Origin of the sequence: uncultured Gilliamella sp. (assembly GCA_945271295.1) — a bacterium.
Classification (GTDB): Bacteria; Pseudomonadota; Gammaproteobacteria; order Enterobacterales; family Orbaceae; genus Gilliamella.
The window spans coordinates 23,555-49,140 of the sequence record CALYPG010000003.1; the positions used below are offsets into that span (position 1 = coordinate 23,555).

The following is a 25,586-nucleotide window of genomic DNA, read 5'->3' on the forward strand; positions in this document are numbered from 1 at the left end:
AGTAATAATATCTATGTCATTAGATAAAAACCGTCAAACCTATTTACTTGGTTGGTTGAAGCAACATGCCAAGATCTATAAATCAGATTTGCATCTTTCTGCTTTAACTGGCTTTATAATAACAATTTTAATAATTCTGCAAGCCGCATTATTAGCAATCATTTTACAAAAATTAATCATTGAACAACTCGGTTTTTCCAAAATTCTAACTTACTTTTTTTCTTTAATTATCATATTAATATGTAGAGTTGGGTTAATTTACTTACGTGAAAAAATTAATTTCACTATGGGATGTAAAGTTCGCAAACTAATCCGGCACACGTTAATTAATCACATTGAATTACTTGGTCCTGCATCTTTAAATCAAAGCACTATTGGAGCCTGGAGTACTTTATTAATCGAACAAGTAGATAATCTCCAGAATTTTTATGCCCATTATTTACCACAGATGCGATTGGCAAGTATGGCGCCAATTTTAATTTGTATCGCAATCTTACCTTTCAACTGGGCGGCCGCATTAATTTTACTTTGTACTGCCCCCTTAATTCCTATTTTTATGATTTTAGTTGGTATGGGAGCAGCTGATATTAATCGACGTCACTTTAAAGCACTGGCTTATTTAAGTGGTCACTTTCTCGATCGTTTGAAAGGTATTAATACTATCCGATTGTTTAATCAAGGGGAAAAACAGGCACAAGAGATCCAGCGCGCTGCTGAGAATTTCCGGGTTAAAACGATGCAAGTATTAAAAATAGCATTTTTATCTTCAGCCGTTTTAGAATTTTTTACCTCAATTTCAATTGCCATTGTTGCGGTTTACTTTGGTTTTTCTTATTTGGGTGAGTTTCACTTTGGTGCATATAACAGTATTGTAACTTTGTTTGCTGGATTTTTTGCTTTAATTTTAGCACCTGAGTTTTTCCAACCTTTACGTGACTTAGGCACTTATTATCATGCCAAAGCCGAAGCGATCGCCGCTGCCGATAATATAGAAGCTTTTTTAAATAAAAAAACACCGCAACAATTTGCCACTACAAATGCCACCAAATTAAGGTTAGATGAACCATTACATACTATCGAAGTAAACAATCTTATTGTCTTGTCAATTGATAGCCAACCTATTGTTGGCCCCTTATCGTTTACACTGCAAACTCCGTTTAAATTAGCATTAATAGGGACCAGTGGTGAAGGTAAAACCTCATTAATGCATGTCTTACTTGGTTTTCTGCCTTATCAAGGTTCATTGAAGGTAAATGGTATTGAATTTAACCAATTGGATCTAACCGAATGGCAACGTCAGATTAGTTGGATTGGACAAATTCCTTACCTAATCAACAGTTCCGTACGTGAAAATATTTTACTTGGCAAACCAAATGCTACTAATGAAGAACTTTGGTCGGTGATTACTAAAACACAATTAACTGAAGTAATAACTAAGTTACCCAAAGGTCTTGATACGTTTGTGGGTGAAGATGCGGTGCGATTATCAGTTGGACAAGCACAACGTATCGCTTTAGCAAGGGCGATGTTAAAACCTTGTCAATTACTGATTCTCGATGAACCTACCGCAAGCTTAGATAAGCAAACTGTGCAAAACATAGATCAGCATCACATCGCATCTAATAGTATTACCATCACTCATCAAACTGACGATATACAGAAGTTTGACCAAATATGGCAATTGGTAAACGGGAAATTACATTGTGATATTAAGGAACATTTATGCTAGCCATTTTACGACCTTATATAGCGCTTTATAAACACTATTTTTGGCAGATTTTACTTGGCTTATTACTGTCAATTCTTACACTTTTTGCTAGCATTTTTTTATTATCATTATCAGGCTGGTTTTTAGCTTCTACCGCCGTTGTTGGTGTAGCTGGGTTATATACATTTAATTATATGTTACCCGCCGCTGGCGTGCGTGGTGCAGCCATCATGCGCACCACTGCTCGTTATTTAGAACGATTAGTAGATCATGATACAACGTTTAAAATTCTTGCTTATCTCAGAACTTTAGCTTTTCGAAAGATTTTACCACTCAGCTCCTATCAACTCGCTCAATATCAACGGGCTGATCTGCTAAATCGTTTTATTGTGGATATTGATGCATTAGATCATCTTTACTTAAAGCTATTTTCACCAATAGTAACAGCATTAATCATAATTGTGATGTTATTTGCTGGATTAAGCACCATTAATCTACCTATTGCACTAATCATTACTATCATACTTACGGTTACTTTACTGGCCATACCTATTATCTTCTATCAGGCTGGCAAGCAGTTAGGTGTAACACTAGCTCAACAACAAAATGAATATCGTTTGCAATTAATTAACTATCTACAAGGGCAAGCTGAGCTAACCCTTTTTAATGCTCAACACCGTTACCGAATTAAATTGGATGAATTAGAAGCAAATTGGCTTCACAATCAACAACGTCAATCTACATTAATGGCATTATCTAGCGCTGTCATATTACTAATTGTAGGATTTTTGACGTTGCTCGTTTTATGGTTAATTACTCAATATACTTTATCACCAATAGTGGCTTTATTTGTGTTTGTCTGTCTAGCTAATGCCGAAATTTTAACTCCGATTCCGGGGGCATTTATCTTTTTAGGACAGGTTTTAACTTCAGCTACTCGTACCACCGAGGTGTTTAATCAAACACCAGATATTAAATTTGTCACACAAGGGCAAATGATTGATTTAGCTTCGGCCAAGTTACAATTTAAGCAAATTAATTTTAGCTACCCCAAGCAACCATTTAGTGTATTAAGTAACTTTTCGTTAACCGTACAAAATGGTGAACATATTGGTTTAATTGGTAAAACTGGTTGTGGCAAATCAACATTATTAAGTCTAATTAATCGTACTTGGGAACCTAATTCCGGTAATATTTATTTTAATGATGTTTCAATTAAGCAACTTGACGAAAGAACGTTGCGACAAGCTATCGCCGTGGTACCGCAAATTATCACAATATTTAGTGATAGCCTAAGGCAGAATTTACTTATTGGTAATCAGCAAGCAACTGACCAACAATTAATTGAAGTGCTACATCAAGTAGGATTAGACAAATTACTAACCACCCAAATAGGCTTAGATTTACTGCTTGGGCAAGGTGGACGGCAACTTTCAGGCGGTGAAATTCGCCGTATCGGTATTGCCAGAGCATTACTGCATAACTCGCCATTAATCGTAATGGATGAACCAACCGAAAGCCTCGATCAACAAACGGAACAACAGATCATTGCCTTAATTAAGCAATCTTGTCAGGGAAAAACACTGATTATGGCTACTCACCGTTTAACCAATAATCCATTGTTTGATCGAATTATTTCACTTTAACAATCAAACGTTAGCTAAATTTACAAACTGACTTGAATTGAAAGATTAAGCACAAAGCTTAACTAAAATAATAGTGACACTAAAAAAGATTAGTCATTTATTTGTGTGTCATTATTGATTTATATGGCATAAAATGATTGGAAAGCAAATTAACTACACTCATGACTATTACTTAGTATGTAATACGTAACAAAAAGCGTAATTTAGGAGCCAATTTCCTCAAATAATTTTGATACTTAGCGATCAAAAAGGCCAATATTACTGTGCTGGTCTTAAACAATTATTAGGGTAAATGGATAACAATAAAGTATAAGCCAATTAGGCAATTGCTCAGATAATACGTTGGCTGAAAGTATTTTGATACCTTAAAATTAACATTATTAATCATTGTTATGACAAAACATGAGAGTAAACAAAAAAGTGACTTTTTACATCCATTCAACTCTATTATAATCGAATCCATCGTCAATTTACTAATGATGGATATTGCCATAAGCATATGATCAATTATTTTACCGAAATAACAAAATTATTGGGTTAGGCGGTTTAATATTTTGTAGAGGATCAATGTGTTAATAAAATGGTATAACGTTTCGCCTTATTTTGTTGCAGATAGGATATATGAAAATTAATCTATTAACGTTATTTAAAAATAGAAAAATTGATTATACAAAAATGTATATTCAGATTTATTTAAATAATTTAAAGTATTCCCGACGTAAACTTAAGCAGTTTTTTACTTTTTTACTCGATGAATCTGAAAAAAAAATAATAAAAAATAGCGCGCAATTGAAATTTTTTGATTTCACACCTGCACTTAATGCCATGCAATTTTCATCAGTAATAAGAGATTATGAATTGAAAGATTTATTCAGTTTAATTAAAACTCATGGTTATATATATCCTGCATTACACAGACATGGATACGATATTTATCAGTTAAAAAATAAAACCATCATAATGCATAGCGAGGTGTCTGACGTTACCGATCCTTTTAATACCGATTCAAATATGACGGATGTCTTTATTCATTTAATCACCAATGATCTATTATTATTAAAAACCATTAGTCTGCATAAATTTACCATGACGCCACCTTGGTTAATTTTTTCTGATATTACTTTTGGTCATCGGCATGGTCCATGGCGTCAAGATTGGGAACGTTTTTGGGAATCATTAAGTTATGATGAAAAAAAAGAATATCTGGTAAAAAATCCTCCCCACGAAAAATGGGATAAATGGTTATTTAATGGTTATAATCCAGATGTATAATATTGTATTTAATTTATTGTATTGCTAACTTTTTACCAATATTTGTTATTGCTGTTCAAATTTAACCTGACAGACTTTAATTACTCATTACTCTTTTTTATATCATCCGCAAAAATGCATCCATATAATTAATGATCAATCTTTAAGTTAATCATAAGTCTATTTATTAGGCAAACAAATCAATAAAAAACGTTTGATGTAAATCAAAATTTAACTTTTTTATTGCATAAAAATCAGCACGAAAAAAATAATGAAACATAAAATTAATACTGAAAAATAACTATTATTATTTTTTGATTATTTAAATATTACTAAATCTATTTATAATAGCACTTAGTTTGAGCTTTGATTATAAAAAATAATAATTACAAGAAGCAGTAATAGTACAAGAACAGCAATTTAAGTGGGAAAGCAAATTCTAATAAATTAATTGGCTTACCTACTATTTGTTGTGCTTGTTTTTTTATAATCGGAGTAAAAATGACACAATTTATTATTACCAATCCTCAAACTTGTATCGGCTGCCATGCCTGCGAAGTTGCCTGTGTATTAACCTATCACCAAGGTAAGCACCCTGATATAAAAGAGCAATTTCAACCTAGAATAAAAGTCCATAAAATCACTCAGGGTAGAAAAAAAGCATATACCGCATTAGCATGTCGGCAATGTGAAAATGCACCTTGTGTTAAATCATGCCCTACTAAGGCATTAATGCAAAGTAATGAAAAAGTTCATCTTAACAAATCACAATGTATAGGCTGTAAAGCCTGTGTTCTTGCTTGCCCTTTCGGTGCTATCCGTATGGTTGATGAATCAATAGAAGGGATTCTTGGTGTTGGTAATACTGAAGGTGTATTGAATAAAATTATTGCGCATAAATGCGATCTTTGTGATGAGCGTCGACATAGTCCAGCTTGTATAGATGCCTGTCCTACTGGATCAATTAAATTAGCTAGCTTGGATAAAATCAAACAACAACGACAACAAAAACTACAGCAAGCAGCTTTTGGAACTACTCCAGATCGCCTGATTATTAATAAACAATTCTCACCTTTTACCAGTGAAGAAACACCCTTTACAAAGTTAGTTAATATTCCTCGTGAAGATCCTGACAAAAAACCGCTTGATGAACGCAAACATACTTACAATGAAATTTATTATGGTTTTACTAAGCAACAGGCACAACTTCAATCTTCACGCTGTCTAAGTTGTGGACCCAATTCAATTTGCGAATGGACATGCCCGCTTCATAATCGCATTCCACATTGGATCAAATTAGCTAAAGAAGGTCGTATAATAGAAGCAGCAGAATTATCAAATAGTACTAATAGCCTACCTGAAATTACTGGTCGAGTTTGTCCACAAGATCGTTTATGTGAGGGTTCATGTACGCTAAAAAATGAAAATGATGCCGTGACAATTGGTAATATCGAACGATATGTTACCGAAACTGCATTTAATTTAGGTTGGCGTCCAGAAACGACTTGTGCCAAGATGACCGATAAAAAAGTGGCAATAATCGGTGCCGGACCTGCTGGGTTAGCTTGTGCTGATGTATTAGTGAGAAAGGGAATTAAACCGATAGTATTCGATCGTCATCCAGAAATCGGTGGCATGCTAACTTTTGGTATCCCCAATTTTAAACTTGAAAAAGAGATTATGATACGTCGCCGCGAGATTTTTTCTGCTATGGGAGTTGAATTTCAGCTCAATACCGAAATTGGCAAAGACATTGCCATGACCGAATTGCTGAATAACTATGATGCAATTTTTACTGGTATTGGAACTTATGCATCATTAAAAGCTCGATTAGAAAATGAAGATGCACAAGGTGTGTATCAAGCATTGGATTTTTTAACCGCTAATACTAAACATATAATGGGATTACCTGAACTTGCATCTCAACCCTATATCAACACTAAAGATAAACGTATAGTCGTGCTTGGCGGTGGTGATACTGCGATGGATTGTCTGCGTACAGCCATTCGACAAGGTGCAACTAGTGTAACTTGCGCTTATCGGCGAGATGAGAACAATATGCCCGGTTCCAAAAAAGAAGTCAAAAATGCCCGTGAAGAAGGTGCGCAATTCATGTTTATGATGCAACCAATTAAAATTGAAGTTAATGAATCAGGGCAAGTCATTGGCATTCGCATGGTTAAAACTGAACTTGGCGATCCTGATGCGAAAGGACGTCGCAGTCCTCAACCAATTGCAGGTTCTGAATTTGTGCTGGAAGCAGATATGGTCATTATAGCTTTTGGATTTGCTCCTCATGATATCTCGTGGTTACAAGCAGAAGGTGTGCAAATAAATCGCCGAGGCACCATTGCCGCCATTCCAATACCCAGTCAAAAACTAGCTTGCCAAACTGATAATCCGAAAATTTTTGCTGGTGGTGATATTGTGCGAGGAGCTGACTTAGTCGTTACCGCTATTGCAGATGGGCGAATGGCAGCAAAAAGTATGATGCAATATCTTAATATCGACAATAGTACTATGGATGATACTAACGAATCACAAATAGAGGTGAAAGCATCATGACTAATCGTTTTATTATTGCTGATGCTAACAAATGTATTGGCTGTAAAACCTGTGAATTAGCTTGCGTCATGTCACATTCAGATGGCAAGGATATTATTCTCAACAATTTTCAACCGCGTTTAAAAGTTATCACAGGAATGACCGTCACCGTACCCGTTATGTGCCGTCAATGTGATAATGCACCGTGTGCCAATGCGTGCCCAACTAATGCCATTATTCGTAAGGCAAATAGCATCCAAATTATCCAAGAACGTTGCATAGGTTGTAAAACGTGTGTGATTGCGTGTCCTTTTGGTGCTATGAATGTTGTTACATCCGAAAAAATAAATAACCAATCAACTGGTAATGAAGGTTATCAAACACAAGCAATTAAGTGCGACTTATGTATCGATAATCCAACTGGCCCTGCTTGCGTTAATGTTTGTCCAACCGATACTTTATCAATAGTAGAACCACGTAATATTGATAAATTAATCCAAGATAAACAAAAACGTACAGCATTAGAAGAAATAAATTTATTTATACAACTTTAGACGTAATTGCGAGTTTTTTATAACAGGTTTATAGTAAAACTAAAATAATAAAAAACTTTATATCATCAATATTCTTGGAGGATATAGACAATGGAGCATAATACTAAAAAAGCATTAACTGTTTGCCCATATTGCGCATCAGGATGTAAAATTAATTTAGTCGTTGAAAATAATAAAATCATTGCCGCAGAAGGTGCAAATGGCATAACTAACCAAGGTGAACTTTGTTTAAAAGGTTATTATGGTTGGGATTTTTTAAATGATACCAAAATTTTAACACCACGCCTTAAAACCCCAATGATTCGCCGACAAAAAGGTGGCGATTTTGAAGCAGTAAGTTGGGATGAAGCAATAAATTATGTTGCCAATCGTTTAGCTGACATTAAATCTAAATATGGTCCTGATTCAATCATGCTAACCGGTTCATCCCGTGGAACCGGTAATGAAACCAATTATGTAATGCAAAAATTTGCGCGCGCAGTAATTGGTACCAATAATATTGATAATTGCGCGCGTGTTTGTCACGGGCCATCTGTTGCTGCATTGCAAGTGACGTTGGGTAATGGTGCAATGAGTAATTCAATCGTCGAAATTGAAGATACCAAATGTATATTAGTCTTTGGTTATAATGCTGCCGATTCTCACCCAATTGTTGCACGTCGAATTATAAAAGCGAAACAGAAAGGTGCAAAAATTATTGTTTGCGATCCGCGTTATATTGAAACCGCACGCATTGCAGATCTTTGGCTACCACTCAAAAATGGCAGTAACATGGCATTGGTCAATGCCTTCTTAAATGTACTGATCAACGAAAATCTTTATAAGCAAGATTACGTTGATAAATATACCGAAGGATTTGATCAACTCAAAGCTATCGTTGATAAATACACGCCTGAATATGTTGAAGGGATTACTGGATTAAGCGCTGCACAAATTCGTGAAGCCGCACATATGTATGGCAAATCATCTGCCGCGACAATTCTTTGGGGAATGGGCGTCACACAATGGGGACAATGTACTGACGTTATCAAAGGTTTATCCAGTATGGCATTAATCACAGGTAATTTAGGTCGTCCAAATGTTGGTGTAGGTCCCGTACGTGGGCAAAACAATGTCCAAGGTGCTTGTGACATGGGTGCAACACCTAAAGATTATCCAGGTTATCAGAAAGTAAATGATATTAATGTTCGAAATAAGTTTGCCAAGGCTTGGAATGTTGAATCGTTACCAGAAAATCCCGGTTGCACTATTACAGAAGTGCCTCATCGTATTTTAGAAGGAAAAATAAAGGGTTATTATATTTTAGGTGAAGATCCGTTACAAACTGATCCAGATTTGTCTGAATTACGCAAAGCATTTAAACAAGTTGATTTTTTAGTTGTACAAGATATTTTCATGACAAAAACAGCGGCCGAAGCAGATGTTATTCTTCCAGCCACATCATGGGGAGAGCATGAAGGTGTTTATTCCAGTGCCGACCGTGGTTTTCAACATTTCGAAAAAGCAATTGAACCTACTGGTGATGTTAAAGTCGATTGGGAGATTATCAGTTTAATTGCAACCAAATTGGGCTACCCAATGCATTATAACAACACCAAAGAAATTTGGGATGAACTTCGCATGCTTTGCGATCAGTATAAAGGTGCAACTTATGAAAAACTAGCGGGATTAGGCTATGTTCAATGGCCATGCCCGACTGAAGATCACCCTGGTTCACCTTATCTTTATAAAGACAATAAATTTGACCGACCAAATGGTAAAGGTTTACTTACTACTGCAGAATGGATCCCGCCAAAAGATAAAGTCAATGAAGATTATCCAATGATACTATGTACAGTACGAGAAGTGGGGCACTATTCTTGCCGTTCAATGACAGGGAATTGTCGTCCACTACAAGCATTAGCCGATGAACCGGGTTTTGTACAAATTCACCCTGATGATGCACATAGCTTGGATATTACTGACCAAGAATTAGTCTATGTTGAATCACGCCGCGGCAAAATTATTACACGTGCTAATATCAATCCAAGAGTCAACAAAGGTGCTGTTTATATGACGTATCAATGGTGGATTGGTGCCTGTAATGAATTGACATTAGATCATCTTGATCCGGTATCTAGAACACCTGAATATAAATATTCAGCAGTTAAAGTCAGTCATATTGAAGATCAAAAATGGGCTGAACAATATGTGAAAAATCTTTATAGTGAACTAAAAAATCGATTAAGATCACTAGCTGAAGTAGCTTAATATAAATTGATTACTGCATTATCTTAATGCAGTAATCAATTAAAATTTAATTTTTACCCTTTCGCTTACGATACTCATTAACCGCTTGTTGGTGCTTAGCATAGGTGTCTGAAAAGGTATGACCGCCGAAACCAGTGGCGACAAAATATAAATAATTAGTTTTAGCAGGATGCGCAGCAGCTTCTAGTGAAGCTAGACTTGGCATTGCAATTGGCGTCGGAGGTAAACCATAAATAACATAAGTGTTATAAGGATTATTAGTATCAGTTAAATGGGCACGTTTGATAGTTCCACTGAAATTATCCCCTAGACCATAAATAATCGTTGGATCAGTTTGTAACTTCATATTTAAACGTAAACGATTAATAAATACCGAAGCTACATTAGCTCTTTCTGAGCTTAATCCAGTTTCTTTTTCAATAATAGAGGCAAGAATTAATAATTCATAAGGAGATTGGTATGGAAGATCACTATCACGTTTATTCCAGATTTTTTGTAAATTACTTTTCATGGTTTTATGTGCACGCTTTAATATATCAATATCTGACGTATCAGCACTATAAAGATAAGTATTTGGGGATAACCAACCTTCAATAGAACCTTCAATTCCTAACAATTGAGCGAGCTCTTGATTTGTCTTTCCAGCTAACGTTTGCTGAACATAAGGCGTATTTTTAAGTACTTCTAACCAATCTTTAGCACGTTTACCTTCGACAAATTGAATTGAAAAACTATTTTCCTTGCCTGAAACCAATAATTTTAAAAATTCTTCAACTGTCATATGTGGTTGTAATAGATAAGTTCCTGCTTTAATGGAACTATAAGCAGGATCCAATTTATACAAATAAGGAAGCAAATAAGCCTTATCTATTAACTTACTTTCTTTAATTTGCGAAACTAATTGATGAAGTGATGTTCCTTTTTTTAGGATAAACATCTTATTATCATCCGTCACATGAATTGATTGCTTAGCAAATTGATGTAAAAAATAATAACTGATACTTACAGCACAACCACCGATTAGTAAAAAAGTAAGTAAAGTAAATAGAAAAATCTTTTTAATCATAACGATTTAATTTATATAGTGTATTTTTGCTCGTGTCGTTAAGCGCGTTAATAATTCATAGGCACTAATACCTGTATGGGTTGCAATTTCTTCGACGGGTAAACCTTTACCCCAAAAAATAACTTCATCACCGGGTTGGTCTTGACCGTCATTACCTAAATCAACCACAATCATATCCATTGAAACTCGCCCGACAATCGGAACTCGTCGCCCATTGATTAAAACCGGTGTATTTTCAGCAATACTACGTGGATAACCATCACCATACCCCATTGCCACCACACCTAATTTAGTATCCTTAGGGCTTGACCAAATTTGCCCATAACCAACAGCTTCGCCTTTTTTATGCTGCCGAACGGTAATCAATTCAGATTTAAACGTCATTGCCGGCTTTAATTCGCTAATAGGTTGTTTAAAAGGAGAAACACCATATAACGCTATTCCGGGACGAATAGCATCATAATGAGACAAAGGCCAAGCTAATATTCCACCTGAGGCTGCAATGGAACAGTTACCGATTAAGGTTTTTTCTTCAATTGATGCAATAAACTGTTCAAACAGTTGTATTTGTTTTGCTGTTTGTTCTAAAGTGAGTTCGTCTGCTGAACTAAAATGACTTATAAGATGAATGGGTTTACGCACAACAGGGCAACATGCTAAGCGATTGAATGCCGAAAGCGCTTCATCGATATTAAAACCTAAACGATGCATACCCGTATCAAGTTTAAACCATGCTGTAATTTGCTTTTCCATGGCAATATCATTTAAAGCATCAATTTGCCATTGACTATGAATAACAGTTTGTAAATTAAAATCAATCAAAATACCAATATCATCGTGTGGGAAAAACCCCTCTAATAATAAAATAGGCGTAATAATACCGATTTTCCGCAAAGCCAATGCCTCAGAAACTCGCGCTACACCAAAACCATCAACCTTATCACATAGTAACTCAGCTATTCCTAACATGCCATGCGAATAAGCATTGGCCTTAACAATAGCAACAATCTCCTTATCGGGGAAATTTTTTCTAAAATAATCAATATTATGGAGAATAGCTTTACGATCAATTTCTACTACAGCAATAGACATCTAATACAACCTAACTTTTATATCAATAGGTTATTGTAAAGATTGTTTATTATAATCACAATTAAAAAATGACCAATTTTTTTAGTTTCTATCTCGAAACAACATAAAATCCTATTAAATCAAGCTAAATTAATATCTATAACATATTGATATTATTTATTATAGCAACAATTCATGGAATTATTTCGAGATCAAATTTGGTTTGATTGATCATTGCGATATTAATTTTACTTGTATTGCCCTATCCTGTTTTAATCTGTATTGCTTAAATAAAATTAAAAACCAAAATAAATATTCATCTAAAAATCTCTAGGTGGCCTGAAGTCAACATCCTCTACAAGCTAGTGAGTTGGCAAAAAGCACTCAAATAACAGATTTACCATTACTGTTATCGCTAAACGATAAAACACTCACCTCACGAGATAAACGAGCAAAAGATGAACAAGACACTTTATGGTGGAAAGTTGCAGCACTTGACGCGAGAAACCGCCCAATTGTCGGTTGGGTGTCAAGCAAAGATGAGGGAGTAAAAAAGGTGAGTGTTTGGGATTGGTTTGATTTTTCCCAATTAACTGAAAATGCCAGCTTAGTTAAGTTTTATAAGGATGTGGAATTATCTGAAAAGCGAAATAAAGATAATCCGTCATTAGATAAATACCAACTAACTTTAAAGACAACGTTATCTATATTAGACAGACAATATCCGACCGACTCGCCAGAAAACAAAAAGTATGCCTATATAAAAAAATGAGTGACCACTTATATTTTTATTTATCAAGGTAATAAGACAAAATTAATAACAGTCTATTCTCCAGAGTAAGAATTAGAACGATGATTGGTATTAAGAATATATAATGCTAAACATCACTCAATTGTTACTTGTTTTTTCATGCTAAATTTTTATTATAAAAATTGAAAAACACAAAGGGGTAAATATTAAAAGGTTACTTTTTATTATGATTATTTTATTTAGAATTAGCTTATGCCAATCATTTAAAATTGGCGTAAATATCATGCAAATCCTTTTTTGATGGAATAAAAAACTATTTTTTTATAAGATTTTTATATAGATGTCTTAAAGCCATAATAGGATGATAAATCATCATTCTTGGTCCTGAAAATCGCATCACTTGTTTAATTTTCTGTTTATAATCCTTACGATAACAATGTTTACTACAACGTTCGCAGGTTGCTTTTTCCTCACCAAATCGACATAATGTAAGTCGTTGCATTGCATATAGTAATAGATCATTACAATCTTCACACAATTGGTTATGTGGCATATGATGCTTTTTATAGCAATATAGGTTGATCATGACCCGAACGGTAGCTTTTTCTTGTGTTATTTTCGGTCCCGTATTATTTGCAACCATAATGACATTCACACTAACTTAGAAAGTGATAAAATACTAATTATAATTATCATCACAAGGATCAATTATAATGGCAAGAATTATTAATAAGGATACCACTGTTTGTATGTCTTTGTCGGCCAGACCGAGTAATTTTGGTACACGTTTTCATAACTATTTGTATGAAAAACTGAATCTTAATTATATTTATAAGGCGTTTACAACAAATAACTTAAAAGATGCTATTTATGGGATTAAAGCATTAGCCATTCGAGGTTGCGCAATTTCGATGCCATATAAAGAAGCCTGTATTGAATTTATCGATGAATTGGATCATTCAGTGACATCAATTCAATCGGTTAACACTATTGTCAATACAGATCATTTTCTAAAGGCCTATAACACCGATTATATGGCTGTAGCAAACCTAATAAAATCAAATCAAATTATTAATACCACACCTTTTGTATTAAAAGGTAGTGGTGGTATGGCAAACGCGGTTATCGGTGCTTTTTATGATGCCGGATTTAAAAATGGTATTATAGCAGCCCGTAATCAACCAAAAGGAGAAGCTCTAGCTAAACGTTATAACTATAAATGGGTAAAAGATGAAAAAGATATTGAGCTAAATCAAGCGCAATTAATTATTAATGTTACCCCCATTGGCATGCTTGGAGGAATTGAAGCAAAAGAGTTAGCTTTCTCTGAATCGATAATAAATCAAGCCGATATTGTTTTTGATGTCGTAGCAATGCCAATTGAGACGCCAATGATTCAGTATGCTAGAAATTTAAATAAAAAAATCATTTCCGGTGCTGATGTTGCGGTACTGCAAGCTGTTGAACAATTTGTGTTATATACCGGCATAAGACCAGATGATGAATTGATAAAACAAGCTGCTAATTTTGCTAGACAAAATATTTAAGATATTTTTTTATTAAGGGATGATCTTTTATAGATCATCCTCAATTTCATAAGTTATTTTATTTAAAAGCTACTTTTCACTGAGCTTATCACATTAATAATTATAATTATCAATAACGGTTTATCGATCCAAATAGTCTCATTCGTTCTGAAATTTTTTCGGCAACTGGTTTTAATCCTTGATTAATCACTTTTCGTGGATCATTGATATCATGTTCTTTTTGTTGTGCAAATAAGTGGCCCACAGTTACACACCAGGTATACATATTTTCAGTATTAACATTAATTTTAGCTGTACCAAGGCGAATTGCATGTAACATATCTTCATCACAGATACCTGTTCCACCATGGAGTACTAAAGGAATATTGATTAAATTTGAAATATGTTGCATTTCGTTAAAACCTAATTTCGCTTTACCTTTATATAAACCATGAGTTGAACCTAAAGCTGCGGCTAAACAATCAACATCTGTCTCTTTGACTAATTTTAAGCAATGGTTTGGATCAGCATAAATTACCTGCGAGTTAACAATGCCGTCTTCGCTGCCAGCGATAGTACCTAATTCAGCTTCAACAGATACGCCACGTTTATGCGCGTAATCAACAATACGTTTAGTTATTTCCAAATTTTCTTCAAAAGGTAAATGAGAACCATCAAACATAACCGAACTAAAACCAGCTTTAATTGCCTCAAAACAAGACTCATAACTTTGTCCATGATCTAATTGCAATGCAATCGGTACATCAATATCCAAATAATCCATAGCATTTTTGACTATTGCATAAATAGTGTTAAATCCTAACATATGTTTAATTGTGCCACCCGACACACCTAAAATCGCTGGGGAACGATTCTCCTTTGCTGTTTTTAATACTGTTGCAACCCATTCAAGATTATTGATATTAAATTGCCCTACTGCATAATGTTGTTTATAAGCCTCATTAAGCATCTCTTTCATTGAAACTAACATAATTTACCCCTTTTATGCCTTTATATTATTTTTTATTATTACTTAAAATATTCAGTTAAATTTTTTTCAAATCTATGTATAGCCTTATTTACCTCTGATAGATTAGGCATCGCTTTGCGTACGCCTTTTCGTTCAATGGCAATAGCCGCAGATAAACTGGCAAATGAAATAATTTTTTCGATCTCCCACCCATAACTCACACCATAAGAAAACGCGCCATGAAAGATATCCCCTGCTCCTGTTGTATCCACTGATTGACAAAGAAGACTTGGGATAATGTTGACTTTCTTATTACAAAGATAAGCACAGCCCTTTTCACCCAGCGTGATAAAAGCAGAACCTTTAGAGATTGATTCTAATTTTTTGAGGGCTTCTTCTAACGATTTTTTAGTCGTGAATTCATCGAGTTTTGTATAAGCTAAAGCAAAATTTTCACTAGCGACCAAATAGTCTGTATATTTGGCAAGATAGACATTACTTTCACGTAATGAACCTGCATCCATGACAACTTTTACATTTGGTAATTTTTTAATGACATATTCACTTAATTCTGGTTCATGCCCGTCAATTAAAATAACTAAATCACGTTTATTTTCATTGAGATATTGAATAAACTGATTTAATTTGTTTTTCTCTATGCTAGTTAATAATGGAGGAGTATTTAATTTACGGGTGATGATAGTGCGTGAACCATTTTCTTTATTCACGGTTATAGCCGCTAATGGAGTTATCATTTCGTCAGAAAAAATAATTTGTTGTGTATTTACACCTACTTGTTCAAATTCAAAAACAATCTTATTACCGTATATATCATCATGTAAATGTCCGAGATGATAGACATCCTCGCCCCATAAGCCGAGTAAATACGCTGCGTTGGCACAAGGACCGCCACCACTTTCAATAAAATCATAAGCAAACAATTTGCTATTTTCTTTTGGAAAACTTGTTGTGAAGTAAAATTGATCATAACAAGCAAAACCAATTGTCAGTATTGTCATAATTAATCCTCAATTCATCATTCATTTTTTAAACAAAAGGATTCCATTGCCAACATAAGGTAATTAACTTAATACGTTTTGTTGATTGAGCTTGATTCAGCTCAATCTGAAATATTCACTTATTACCTGTTAATTCGTCATAATTTTTTGAATCACCAACCACTTTTATTGATTTAAAGCAAAATGGTATACAAAGAGCAATAATGAGAATCAAACAAATACAATAAATGGCTGTGTGTCCAAAATAGGTAAATAAATTTCCAATAATTATTCCCCAAACAGCAAAATCAAAGTCAGCAAATGTTGAATTTTGGAAACCTAAATTACCAAGTGTAGGAAGTAAAAGAGCGGGTAAAAAGGCAAGCAAAATACCGCCAATAAACGAAGCTATAATACAACCACGTTTTCCACCTAATTTATCAGCAAACACACCAGACGTACCACCACAGAAGAAATGCGGAACCATACCTGGGATGATTAATGCCATACCTAATCCACCAAGAATAAACATGCCAATTAAGCCACCAATAAATGAACAGATAAAGCCAACAACGACCGCGGTAGGACTAAAAGTAAAAAAGACGGCACAATCTACTGCGGGAATTGAATTTGGAATGATTTTTTGGCTAATGCCTTGGAAAGCAGGAACGAGATCCCCTAAAATTAAACGTACCCCGCTATATACAATGGCAACGCCAACTGCAAATTGTAAACCACTTAATATAGAGAAAATAATTGGATTTAATTCCGTGATAGTTTTCATATATTCACTACCTGCAACGAGACTACAAATTAGGTAAATGATTACCATAATAATACCCGTTGTTACTGTAGTGTCGCGTAAAAACCCCCATTTTTCAGAAATTTCAATATCTGCAAATGAACTTTCTTTATTACCAACTTTTTGTGCTATGAATGCTGATAAATAATATCCTAAAGAACCAAAATGTCCCATAGCAATACCACTATCATCGGTAACTTGTTTGGTATAGCATTGACCAATAGCCGGTGAAATTGCAGACCATGCGCCTAATAAAAAACCGCCAATAACAATTAATAACCAACCATTAAATTGGGCCGCTTGTAGAACAGCAGAAAATAGGCAAGCAAGGAAGAAGGAATGGTGACCAGTTAAAAAGATATACTTATATTTGGTAAAACGGGCTATAACTAAATTCATAATAAAACCAAATAACAAAATACTCATTGTTTCAACACCAAGCATTTGTTGAGCCACAGAAACTATAGCTTCATTATTAGGAATTACCCCGCGAATACTAAAACCTGCTTCAATAATATTACCTAACGGATTGAGATTAGTGATAATTACACCTGCACCAGCACTTAACATTAGGTAACCTAAAATAGGTTTTAAAGTGCCGGTTAAAAGTTTATTTAATGGAACGCGTAGCGAAACTAATCCGACAAAAGCAATGATCCCCATTAGGAAAGCAGGTTGGCTAAAAATATCGGTTAAAAATGAAAGTAATGATTGCATAATAAATATCTCCTTTAAAATATTTTCTAAATTTCAACCAATTGCTTCAATTTTTCTGTAATATCTTCCTCTATAATTTTTTTATTAACATAACTGCGAATAATGGCAACTTTAGCTTGATCTGGAAATTGTTTAGCTAGATCTTTAATTGTGACGTACAAATCCGCTTTTTCCCCTACTGCATTAGCAAAATCAATCGAGGCCACATCCGCTTTGATACCTAATGCATTACATAAATTTTTAACGTGATTAGCTGCCATTAATGAACTGCCTATACCATTACCACATACTGTACGAATTTTTAACATCATTAATCTCCTTAACTATTTTTAATAATAAAAGGTTCAATAAAATTAACTAAAGATTGTGGGGTCGCAGCTTGCTTAGCGACTGAAACTAAATCGTTTTCAATTAATGTTGCAATTAACTGAATAAGATCGATATGTGTGTCTAACTCATTTGCAACAATTGCTACTACAACCGTTACTGGATCAAAATCTTCATTACCAAATTCAATTGGATTGTTTAGGGTTACAATAGAAAAACCTGTCCCCTTTGCCCCATGTTCTGGTCTAGCATGGGGCATAGCAATCGCATTATCTAAAACAATATAAGCACCAAAATTTTGATAGACCTGTTTCATAGCAGAAATATAATCAACTGAACACAATTGAGCTTTAACTAACAATTTACCGGCCTCTACAATGGCTTGCTCTGCTGTGCGGCAATTGGCATTCAATGTTATTAATGAAGAATTAAAAATCATATTCATAACAATCACTCTTTACAAAACTATTGGAGGTAATTTTATTTTGAATAACAGAAGGTCTAAGTTATGTGATACATTTCACAAGAAATAAAATACCAAGTGATTTAAATCACAAATTATCAATATTATTGACTGATTTTTTTAAATTAAAAAAGAAGAAGAAAATTCAACCTATTGATTTATTGTTAAAATAAAAATAAGTAAATCAATACTTAAAGGGAACTGATAAGAAGAAATTATAAAAACTACGTTTTTTCTGTGATGAACTTCGCAAAAAACATCGTAAAAAGATCAAAAAATGATCAAATAAAGCCGTAGAGTGTGACACTATTTCTAAAGTAAGCAAAAGCGAATAAATAGACAAAATTTCATAACATAATTAACGCTGCAATTTTTGTTCTATTTTGATTATTGTAAGTAAAGAATAACTATGCCTGCTAAATGATAATAAGCAGGCTTTCTTTTTACTGCATTACCTTATGTAATTTGTTATATACAGACAACAATTTTTGATGCATAGTGAATTGTTCAAGATTGTGATTGTTGATATTACCATTAGCAGCTTTATCAGCTAGCCCAAAAAACTGTTTTTGTGCTATTGCATATTGCCACATTTCGTCAACACAAGCGGTTCCATACATTTTGTTAAAGGCATTTTGGTAATTAGCAAACTGTTTACTGCCACGTTCAATAATAAAATTGACTAAAGTTTGTAAACAGCGGTAGGCATGATTACGTTCTGATGTAAAAATGGACTCATTCATTTCAATGGTCCAATCAATCCATAATTTTGCTTGTTTTAAATCTTTACCAGCAAGTGCTAACATCGCTTTTAATTCACCAATACGTAAAGTTAGCCATGCATTATCATTGCCAGTTGCGATGCCTAGTAATTCACGCACTCGGGCAAAATCATCCAAACCATCATCATCTAACTGTTCAATTATGCTCAAATACTGTTTGGCTGAACGTTTTTTATATGGCAGCGATAATATAAGTTCACGTAAATGTATTGCCATGTTGTTATTGGCAATTAGTAGATCTTCTGGCGGATAAATTTCAGACATACCTACTGCTAAAATTCGGCAAGCATAAACACCTAAGTGTTCATAATCCATAATTAATACTTCAGTTTTGTTGTGGGCGAATATCGCCATTAAGTTGGCAAATTCTTGTTCAGTTGTACCCGAAAAATCCCAATCAACAAAATCATAATCGTTCTTTTCACTAAATAGATCCCATGAAATTAAACCACTCGAATCAATAAAATGTGTTTCTAAATTACTCAGATCCGCCACATCATCATTAGCAAAACTTGGGGGTGAAAATACATCAAGATCTTTTAAACTGCGACCTTGTAATAATTCGGTAACTGTTCGCTCAAGAGCCACTCCAAAATTAGGGTGTGCACCAAATGATGCATAGCTAGTGCCATTTTGTGGATTAAATAAAACCACACAAATAACAGGAAATTGCCCGCCCAATGAAGCATCAAAACAATAGATTGGGAATCCTTCGCTTTCAAGTGTTTGAATGGCGGTTAATACCGCCGGATAACGATTAAGCACATTGGTAGGAATGATTGGTAAGCTTATTGCTTCGGCAATAATTTTGTTCTTAGCATAACGTTCGAAAATTTCAGACAACGCTTGTACGCGAGCCTCATTACGAGTATTGCCAGCCGACATACCATTGGAGGCATAAAGATTAGCGATTAAATTAACCGGAATATAAACGATTTTTTGATCAGATTGTTGTTCGAAGGGTAAAGCACAAATTCCCCGTTCAATATTACTTGATTGTAGATCAATTAAATCGGTTGCACATAGCTCTTTATTTGGATCATAAAATTTTAGTAATTTTTTAGAGAGTAAACCTTTGGGTAATGAATCGTCTTGCGGTACTGGAAACCATTGTTCAGTTGGGTAATGAACAAAATCACCATTAGCAACATCTTTCCCTAAATAAAAATCGGCAAAAAAGTAATTAGTAGATAGTCGTTCAAAATATTCACCTAATGCAGATGCTAAAGCGGCTTTTTTACTAGCCCCTTTACCGTTAGCAAAACAGAGTGGACAGGTTGTATTTTGAATATGCACCGACCAGATATTAGGTACAGGATTTAACCATGATGCTTCTTTCACTTCTAAATTATATTTGGTTAATTGTGTTTGAAAGTAATCAATTGAATCTTCAAGGGCGGCATCTTTGCCGAGGATATAAGTTTTCATATCAAATCTCAAAAAAATTGTATATTATATAGCGCCTTTAACTCGTAGAGTTATGCATGTCTGAATGAATTCACTCATGTTTTAAAACTAATTAAATAACCTTAAAATTTATTAATAGGAATGTAAAATGAAAAACAATATTAATTTAAAAGATCTTTCATTTAAGGATTTTTTCTTTTTTAACAAATTATTAACACCCGTATTTATCACTATTGTTTTTTGGGTTGCTATAGCTATAGTTATAATTAGTGGATTATCCATTATCTTAGGTAGCTTTGCATTATTCAATTATAGCTTTTCTGCGGGTATGATTGTTTTATTTGGAGGAATCTTAACCATCATTGGTGGACTAGTCTCAACCCGTATTGTATTTGAACTCATTTGCATCTTATTTAATATCAATCGTAATATTGAAAAATTAGCATCAGAATCAACAGCTACAAAAGAAGCAATCAATAATAACACTGATAATCAATAATAAAGCATTATTTGTTAATTAATATTGATAGCTAAAATAATCAAGTGGGAATTGACTCCCACTTTTAAACTCATTCAGCATTTTCTGTTTTACTTTAACAATAAACTAATTCATTTAACGACCATCTTGGCCTAACATTGATCGCCAATTCAGTTGAAGAATGTTCCTTTAAGTGTATCATTCCAGCATAAGCAATCATTGCCCCATTATCGGTACAAAACTTTAATCTTGGATAATAGATTTGCCCTTTACGCTGCTTCATTAATTGAGCTAATCGATTACGCAGGGTTTTATTGGCACTTACTCCACCAGCAATAACTAATCGATTAAATCCTGTTTGATCAAGTGCTCTACGTGATTTAATCATTAAGGTATCAACCAGAGCATCTTCAAAAGCTCTTGCTATATCGGCTTTAGTTTGTGTATCGATGCCGTCATTTAATGTATTTTGATGGATTATGTTAGCTGCTGCGGTTTTAAGCCCAGAAAAACTAAAATCAAGACCAGGACGATCGGTCATAGGTCGAGGGAAATGGAAGCGAGAGGTATCACCTTGCTGAGCTAATTTAGCTAATTTTGCCCCGCCTGGGTAATCAAGTCCAAGCAATTTGGCTGTTTTATCAAAGGCTTCCCCAGCAGCATCATCAATTGATTCACCAATTAATTGATATTGACCAATCCCAGTCACGCTGATTAATTGTGTATGCCCACCAGAAACAAGTAAAGCAACAAAAGGAAATTCAGGAGGATTATCCTCAAGCATTGGCGCAAGTAAGTGCCCTTCCATATGATGCACGCCGATTGCCGGTACATTCCAAGCATAAGCCAGAGAACGCCCAATTGAAGCACCGACCATCAAAGCACCAATTAATCCAGGACCAGCGGTATAAGCCACCCCATCAATATCCGTTGATGTCAATTTAGCTTCTTTTAATGCTGCTTGTATTAAAGGTACCGTTTTACGTATATGATCGCGCGAAGCTAATTCAGGAACAACGCCACCATAATCAGCATGTAATTTAATTTGGGAATATAGTTGGTTAGCGATTAAGCCATTTTGGTCATCATATATAGCAACCCCAGTTTCATCACAAGATGTTTCAATGCCGAGAACTTTCATTAATGCTTACCTGTATACTCTGCTAAATCTTGTTCACTCCAAAGATCTTGTTCACTTAAGTCTTTATCTGGTATACGGTGTTCTTCTGTTGCCCAATCACCTAAATCTATAAGCTGACAGCGTTTACTACAGAACGGACGATATGGGCTTTTTTCAGACCATTCAACTTCGATTTGACAAGTTGGGCATTTAACCAATGTAACGGTAGATTTATTCATGTTTACGCTTTTCTATCTCCTGTTTCTCTATTTATTAACAACATGCTAATTCAAATTCAATGGAGTCAAGATTAATTCCTTCATTGGTATCAAGGGGTAAAAACCGAATATTATAACGGGACATATGCCCCGAAACTTGCGGATAAACATTTTTATCTAAAGGTATTCTAATACGAATCAAATTTACATCACCAGTGGTATCCTGAGAAAAGTTATTATTATAAATAAATCTTTTAAATTCACCTAATTGCCTAATCAGTTGTAAACAAGTCGTCAATGATTCATCAAGTAAAGATAAATGTTGTAACCAACTATGCACCTGTTGATTTCTTATTGCTTGTGGTTGCTTTAACCATAAATGAAAAAAAGGTAAATCAAAACTACAACAACCACCAGGGATCATTAAACGCTGACGAATAGCCGTAATAAAACGATCATCTTTTAAGAATTGTCCTAAACGAGGCGTTTCACTAAATTTAGTCAAAAATGAGTCAAGTTTGATTAGTATATTATTTAATAACTCTTTATCCACACCATCAATATTTATCCATGACAATAGCTTTTGCTTTTGAGATTCAATTTCTTTGATTAAGTCACTTTTAACATCATTACGTTCAATAATCTCTAATAATTCGGATAGCGCATGAAAGAAAAGTAAAGCATTATTTTGATCAAAACGACAATGCATATTCAGTTGTTTTAATAAAAATTCAATACGTAACCAAGCTCGAATTTTTTCATTTAGAGGATGTTCAAAAACAATTTTATTCATACTAATCCATTCTTATGTTTGGTGTTATTAATATACTGGTAATGTAGTTTATTTACTTGTGATGTTAATGATACCAAATCACCATTATTATTTATAATATCGTCAGCATATGAGAGTCGCTTAGAAGAAGATACTTGTGACCGTATCATCTTTTTTGCTAAATGTTCATCAATACCGTCCCTTTGAATTAGGCGCTTTAATTGTAATTCCATAGGAGAATCAATCATTAACACACGATCGGCAAGATAATGTAAATTATTTTCGATTAATAATGGCACAACCCAAAGAACATAGCACGTTTGTTGCATTGCTATTTGACGCTCAGTCTCTTGTTGAATGATTGGATGTAATAAGCTATTTAACCATAACCTTTCATGATCATTATTAAAAATAATTTCGCGTAATTGTGAACGATCAAGCTCACCATTTGGTAATAATATTTCTTGACTAAAATGTTTGACGATTAAATTAAACGCATCTGTACCTGATTGAACAATTTGGCGAGCAATAATGTCTGCGTCAATAACGGGAACACCTAACTTTGCAAATAGGTTCGCAATAGTACTTTTACCAGAGGCTATTCCACCGCTAAGTGCGACAACATAAGGCATGAGACAATTTCCAATTAAACTCAATTTCTTAAAAATTATATCACACAATTAATTATGATTATAGATTGCAATATTGTGTTAATCAAACCTTAAAAGGTTCTTTATTTAGTGTGAAAAAATTATTTAACGAACTCAATAGCCTCAAAATTAACAAATTAACTCGTAAAAAATATGTCAAAAATAAGGATGTTTTTTCAAAGAACAATCAAAGATACTTTTAAAATAATCTTTTTTATATTTTATGATGTTTAATTATTTGACGATTATTAGACAAATTACACTCAATCAAGCTATTGAGTGGTTCATATTTGAAAATAAATCAATAAAACAGTTGGTTTTATAGTATTGGCTGTATATAATTACATGTATCTGTATATATAAACAGGGTAACCATTATGCGACCTTTAACTCAACGCCAGCAACAAATCTATGATTTAATAAAAGATAATATCCAAACAACTGGTATGCCACCTACTCGGGCTGAAATAGCTAAAAAACTTGGGTTTCGTTCAGCCAATGCAGCAGAAGAGCATCTAAAAGCCTTAGCTAAAAAAGGAGCTATTGAAATGATTGCTGGTTCTTCTCGGGGGATCCGTTTACTGCTAGAGAATCAAATTGAACAAAATGAATTTAATGGCATTCCACTAATTGGACAAGTTGCTGCTGGTTCACCTATTTTGGCTCAAGAACATATAGAAAATTATTACCAAGTGGATCCGTCAATGTTCAAACCTCATGCAGACTTTCTACTAAGAGTTCAAGGGATGTCAATGAAAAATATTGGTATATTAGATGGTGATTTGCTGGCGGTACATAAAACTCAAGATGTTAAAAATGGACAAGTTGTGGTGGCTCGTATTGATGATGAAGTGACTGTTAAACGATTATCCCAAAAAGGTAAGCATGTGCATTTATTAGCTGAAAATGAAGAATTTTCGCCAATTAAAGTTGATTTAGAACAACAAAATTTTGCCATCGAAGGAATTGCTGTCGGTATTATCCGTAATGGATCATGGATGTAACTAAAAAGTTGGTATAGAATAACCACATATTGTTACCTAGGAGAAAGTAATATGTGGTTATTTTGGTTATTTGAATTTTTAGGTTTTATCGCGGTTCTTTTACTCATTGTTACTTATTGTCATTTTAGTAAACGAGGATTTTGGTCTTTTATTTGGAAATATTTGAAATGGGTTGCATTAGTTATTGTTATTGTATGGCTATTAATTGCTATACTTTGTCGACATCATCTATTTAGTGCTACTCATTGCTATTTTCGTGGAGTAAGTATGCATGCTAATACCAAATATTCCATCTATCTAAGTGAATGTCAGGTTGAAACACGAAGTGGGAGTTATGTGCCAATTGATAGAGCTAGAGCATTACCAGGTTCCAGAGACCATGATTCTGATAATGATAATGGTAATGAGTATGAAAATAATGAAGATCTGCCAGAATAATTGAACTTATAAATTAGATCAGGTAATAAGTATTTTTAAATTGCCTGATCCATATTTTAAAGTCCAAAATGAT

The 25,586-nt window shown here is 34.0% G+C and carries 24 protein-coding genes; 11 read left to right on the forward strand and 13 right to left on the reverse strand.

Annotated features, from left to right (window positions below; translation table 11 throughout):
• Positions 1-13 precede the first annotated feature (13 nt).
• From cydD to fdhF, 6 genes are all read left to right on the forward strand, one after another.
• Entirely contained in the window at positions 14-1,729 is a 1,716-nt protein-coding gene (cydD, locus tag Q0K76_RS02830; RefSeq protein WP_294610954.1) for a cysteine/glutathione ABC transporter permease/ATP-binding protein CydD, read from the forward strand.
• Positions 1,723-3,354 carry a cysteine/glutathione ABC transporter ATP-binding protein/permease CydC gene (gene cydC, locus Q0K76_RS02835; protein ID WP_294610957.1) on the forward strand — a complete coding sequence of 544 codons (1,632 nt, stop codon included), beginning with the start codon at positions 1,723-1,725 and terminating at the stop codon, positions 3,352-3,354. Before cydD ends, cydC begins: the two co-directional genes overlap by 7 nt.
• Positions 3,355-3,975: 621 nt before the next feature.
• The gene (locus tag Q0K76_RS02840) at positions 3,976-4,626 is read left to right on the forward strand and encodes a hypothetical protein (RefSeq protein WP_294610960.1); all 651 of its coding nucleotides are present in this window, start codon (positions 3,976-3,978) and stop codon (positions 4,624-4,626) included.
• Between the two features lie 480 nt (positions 4,627-5,106).
• A complete protein-coding gene (aegA, locus tag Q0K76_RS02845; RefSeq protein WP_294610962.1) occupies positions 5,107-7,170 on the forward strand; it encodes a formate-dependent uric acid utilization protein AegA in 2,064 nt (687 codons plus the stop codon).
• Positions 7,167-7,703: a 4Fe-4S dicluster domain-containing protein gene (locus Q0K76_RS02850; protein ID WP_294610965.1), complete on the forward strand. Its 537-nt coding sequence runs from the start codon at positions 7,167-7,169 to the stop codon at positions 7,701-7,703. The genes aegA and Q0K76_RS02850 overlap by 4 nt, the downstream gene beginning before the upstream one ends.
• A gap of 90 nt (positions 7,704-7,793) precedes the next feature.
• Positions 7,794-9,953 (forward strand): formate dehydrogenase subunit alpha, encoded by a 2,160-nt coding sequence (gene fdhF, locus Q0K76_RS02855; protein WP_294610967.1) that lies wholly within the window; start codon positions 7,794-7,796, stop codon positions 9,951-9,953.
• Between the two features lie 46 nt (positions 9,954-9,999).
• Here fdhF and mltG read toward each other — a convergent pair whose 3' ends face one another.
• Both mltG and alr read right to left on the reverse strand, forming a co-directional pair.
• Complete coding sequence (mltG, locus tag Q0K76_RS02860; protein WP_294610969.1) at positions 10,000-11,019, reverse strand: endolytic transglycosylase MltG; 1,020 nt, start codon at positions 11,017-11,019, stop codon at positions 10,000-10,002.
• Positions 11,020-11,025: 6 nt separating this feature from the next.
• Positions 11,026-12,111: an alanine racemase gene (alr, locus tag Q0K76_RS02865; protein ID WP_294610971.1), complete on the reverse strand. Its 1,086-nt coding sequence runs from the start codon at positions 12,109-12,111 to the stop codon at positions 11,026-11,028.
• A 349-nt stretch (positions 12,112-12,460) separates the two neighbouring features.
• Here alr and Q0K76_RS02870 point away from each other — a divergent pair, with 349 nt between their 5' ends.
• Entirely contained in the window at positions 12,461-12,862 is a 402-nt protein-coding gene (locus Q0K76_RS02870) for a hypothetical protein (RefSeq protein ID WP_294610973.1), read from the forward strand.
• Between the two features lie 292 nt (positions 12,863-13,154).
• Here the strand turns inward: Q0K76_RS02870 and Q0K76_RS02875 are convergent, their stop codons facing one another.
• Positions 13,155-13,484, reverse strand: coding sequence for a nitrous oxide-stimulated promoter family protein (locus Q0K76_RS02875; RefSeq protein WP_294610975.1), 330 nt, complete (start codon positions 13,482-13,484; stop codon positions 13,155-13,157).
• A 70-nt stretch (positions 13,485-13,554) separates the two neighbouring features.
• On the opposite strand from Q0K76_RS02875, the gene Q0K76_RS02880 reads away from it, so the two are divergent.
• A complete protein-coding gene (locus Q0K76_RS02880) occupies positions 13,555-14,388 on the forward strand; it encodes a shikimate 5-dehydrogenase (RefSeq protein WP_294610977.1) in 834 nt (277 codons plus the stop codon).
• 109 nt (positions 14,389-14,497) lie between these two features.
• Here the strand turns inward: Q0K76_RS02880 and fba are convergent, their stop codons facing one another.
• The 6 genes from fba to ycaO all read right to left on the reverse strand — a co-directional run bounded on the left by fba (position 14,498) and on the right by ycaO (position 20,854).
• Positions 14,498-15,358 (reverse strand): class II fructose-1,6-bisphosphate aldolase, encoded by an 861-nt coding sequence (gene fba / locus Q0K76_RS02885; RefSeq protein ID WP_294610979.1) that lies wholly within the window; start codon positions 15,356-15,358, stop codon positions 14,498-14,500.
• 38 nt (positions 15,359-15,396) lie between these two features.
• Entirely contained in the window at positions 15,397-16,356 is a 960-nt protein-coding gene (locus Q0K76_RS02890; RefSeq protein ID WP_294610982.1) for a PfkB family carbohydrate kinase, read from the reverse strand.
• Positions 16,357-16,471: 115 nt separating this feature from the next.
• Complete coding sequence (locus Q0K76_RS02895; RefSeq protein WP_294610985.1) at positions 16,472-17,854, reverse strand: PTS ascorbate transporter subunit IIC; 1,383 nt, start codon at positions 17,852-17,854, stop codon at positions 16,472-16,474.
• Positions 17,855-17,880: 26 nt separating this feature from the next.
• Positions 17,881-18,162 (reverse strand): PTS sugar transporter subunit IIB, encoded by a 282-nt coding sequence (locus tag Q0K76_RS02900; RefSeq protein WP_294610990.1) that lies wholly within the window; start codon positions 18,160-18,162, stop codon positions 17,881-17,883.
• A gap of 11 nt (positions 18,163-18,173) precedes the next feature.
• Positions 18,174-18,626 carry a PTS sugar transporter subunit IIA gene (locus Q0K76_RS02905; RefSeq protein ID WP_294610993.1) on the reverse strand — a complete coding sequence of 151 codons (453 nt, stop codon included), beginning with the start codon at positions 18,624-18,626 and terminating at the stop codon, positions 18,174-18,176.
• A gap of 461 nt (positions 18,627-19,087) precedes the next feature.
• Positions 19,088-20,854 (reverse strand): 30S ribosomal protein S12 methylthiotransferase accessory factor YcaO, encoded by a 1,767-nt coding sequence (gene ycaO, locus Q0K76_RS02910; protein ID WP_294610996.1) that lies wholly within the window; start codon positions 20,852-20,854, stop codon positions 19,088-19,090.
• A 127-nt stretch (positions 20,855-20,981) separates the two neighbouring features.
• Here ycaO and Q0K76_RS02915 point away from each other — a divergent pair, with 127 nt between their 5' ends.
• Positions 20,982-21,332: a DUF4282 domain-containing protein gene (locus tag Q0K76_RS02915; protein ID WP_294610999.1), complete on the forward strand. Its 351-nt coding sequence runs from the start codon at positions 20,982-20,984 to the stop codon at positions 21,330-21,332.
• Between the two features lie 94 nt (positions 21,333-21,426).
• Here the strand turns inward: Q0K76_RS02915 and tsaD are convergent, their stop codons facing one another.
• From tsaD to coaE, 4 genes are read right to left on the reverse strand one after another with little or no spacing between them, the layout of a single operon-like run.
• Positions 21,427-22,452 (reverse strand): tRNA (adenosine(37)-N6)-threonylcarbamoyltransferase complex transferase subunit TsaD, encoded by a 1,026-nt coding sequence (tsaD, locus tag Q0K76_RS02920; RefSeq protein ID WP_294611002.1) that lies wholly within the window; start codon positions 22,450-22,452, stop codon positions 21,427-21,429.
• Entirely contained in the window at positions 22,452-22,670 is a 219-nt protein-coding gene (gene yacG, locus Q0K76_RS02925) for a DNA gyrase inhibitor YacG (protein ID WP_294611005.1), read from the reverse strand. The genes tsaD and yacG overlap by 1 nt, the downstream gene beginning before the upstream one ends.
• Before the next feature lie 34 nt (positions 22,671-22,704).
• A complete protein-coding gene (gene zapD, locus Q0K76_RS02930; RefSeq protein WP_294611008.1) occupies positions 22,705-23,442 on the reverse strand; it encodes a cell division protein ZapD in 738 nt (245 codons plus the stop codon).
• Positions 23,439-24,053 (reverse strand): dephospho-CoA kinase, encoded by a 615-nt coding sequence (coaE, locus tag Q0K76_RS02935; protein ID WP_294611011.1) that lies wholly within the window; start codon positions 24,051-24,053, stop codon positions 23,439-23,441. The genes zapD and coaE overlap by 4 nt, the downstream gene beginning before the upstream one ends.
• 395 nt (positions 24,054-24,448) lie before the next feature.
• Here coaE and lexA point away from each other — a divergent pair, with 395 nt between their 5' ends.
• Positions 24,449-25,075 (forward strand): transcriptional repressor LexA, encoded by a 627-nt coding sequence (lexA, locus tag Q0K76_RS02940; protein WP_294611013.1) that lies wholly within the window; start codon positions 24,449-24,451, stop codon positions 25,073-25,075.
• 51 nt (positions 25,076-25,126) lie between these two features.
• Positions 25,127-25,513 (forward strand): hypothetical protein, encoded by a 387-nt coding sequence (locus Q0K76_RS02945; protein WP_294611016.1) that lies wholly within the window; start codon positions 25,127-25,129, stop codon positions 25,511-25,513.
• Positions 25,514-25,586: the final 73 nt, after the last annotated feature.

Bases quoted from the DNA above. Each gene is read 5' to 3' on its own strand.
- yacG (WP_294611005.1), bottom strand. From the start codon at position 22,670: ATGAATAAATCTACCGTTACATTGGTTAAATGCCCAACTTGTCAAATC.
- Q0K76_RS02900 (WP_294610990.1), bottom strand. From the start codon at position 18,162: ATGTTAAAAATTCGTACAGTATGTGGTAATGGTATAGGCAGTTCATTA.
- cydC (WP_294610957.1), top strand. From the start codon at position 1,723: ATGCTAGCCATTTTACGACCTTATATAGCGCTTTATAAACACTATTTT.
- aegA (WP_294610962.1), top strand. From the start codon at position 5,107: ATGACACAATTTATTATTACCAATCCTCAAACTTGTATCGGCTGCCAT.
- cydD (WP_294610954.1), top strand. From the start codon at position 14: ATGTCATTAGATAAAAACCGTCAAACCTATTTACTTGGTTGGTTGAAG.
- mltG (WP_294610969.1), bottom strand. From the start codon at position 11,019: ATGATTAAAAAGATTTTTCTATTTACTTTACTTACTTTTTTACTAATC.
- lexA (WP_294611013.1), top strand. From the start codon at position 24,449: ATGCGACCTTTAACTCAACGCCAGCAACAAATCTATGATTTAATAAAA.
- Q0K76_RS02890 (WP_294610982.1), bottom strand. From the start codon at position 16,356: ATGACAATACTGACAATTGGTTTTGCTTGTTATGATCAATTTTACTTC.
- Q0K76_RS02895 (WP_294610985.1), bottom strand. From the start codon at position 17,854: ATGCAATCATTACTTTCATTTTTAACCGATATTTTTAGCCAACCTGCT.
- Q0K76_RS02850 (WP_294610965.1), top strand. From the start codon at position 7,167: ATGACTAATCGTTTTATTATTGCTGATGCTAACAAATGTATTGGCTGT.
- ycaO (WP_294610996.1), bottom strand. From the start codon at position 20,854: ATGAAAACTTATATCCTCGGCAAAGATGCCGCCCTTGAAGATTCAATT.
- Q0K76_RS02905 (WP_294610993.1), bottom strand. From the start codon at position 18,626: ATGAATATGATTTTTAATTCTTCATTAATAACATTGAATGCCAATTGC.
- Q0K76_RS02840 (WP_294610960.1), top strand. From the start codon at position 3,976: ATGAAAATTAATCTATTAACGTTATTTAAAAATAGAAAAATTGATTAT.
- Q0K76_RS02880 (WP_294610977.1), top strand. From the start codon at position 13,555: ATGGCAAGAATTATTAATAAGGATACCACTGTTTGTATGTCTTTGTCG.
- fba (WP_294610979.1), bottom strand. From the start codon at position 15,358: ATGTTAGTTTCAATGAAAGAGATGCTTAATGAGGCTTATAAACAACAT.
- fdhF (WP_294610967.1), top strand. From the start codon at position 7,794: ATGGAGCATAATACTAAAAAAGCATTAACTGTTTGCCCATATTGCGCA.
- zapD (WP_294611008.1), bottom strand. From the start codon at position 23,442: ATGAATAAAATTGTTTTTGAACATCCTCTAAATGAAAAAATTCGAGCT.
- alr (WP_294610971.1), bottom strand. From the start codon at position 12,111: ATGTCTATTGCTGTAGTAGAAATTGATCGTAAAGCTATTCTCCATAAT.
- Q0K76_RS02875 (WP_294610975.1), bottom strand. From the start codon at position 13,484: ATGGTTGCAAATAATACGGGACCGAAAATAACACAAGAAAAAGCTACC.
- coaE (WP_294611011.1), bottom strand. From the start codon at position 24,053: ATGCCTTATGTTGTCGCACTTAGCGGTGGAATAGCCTCTGGTAAAAGT.
- tsaD (WP_294611002.1), bottom strand. From the start codon at position 22,452: ATGAAAGTTCTCGGCATTGAAACATCTTGTGATGAAACTGGGGTTGCT.
- Q0K76_RS02945 (WP_294611016.1), top strand. From the start codon at position 25,127: ATGTGGTTATTTTGGTTATTTGAATTTTTAGGTTTTATCGCGGTTCTT.
- Q0K76_RS02915 (WP_294610999.1), top strand. From the start codon at position 20,982: ATGAAAAACAATATTAATTTAAAAGATCTTTCATTTAAGGATTTTTTC.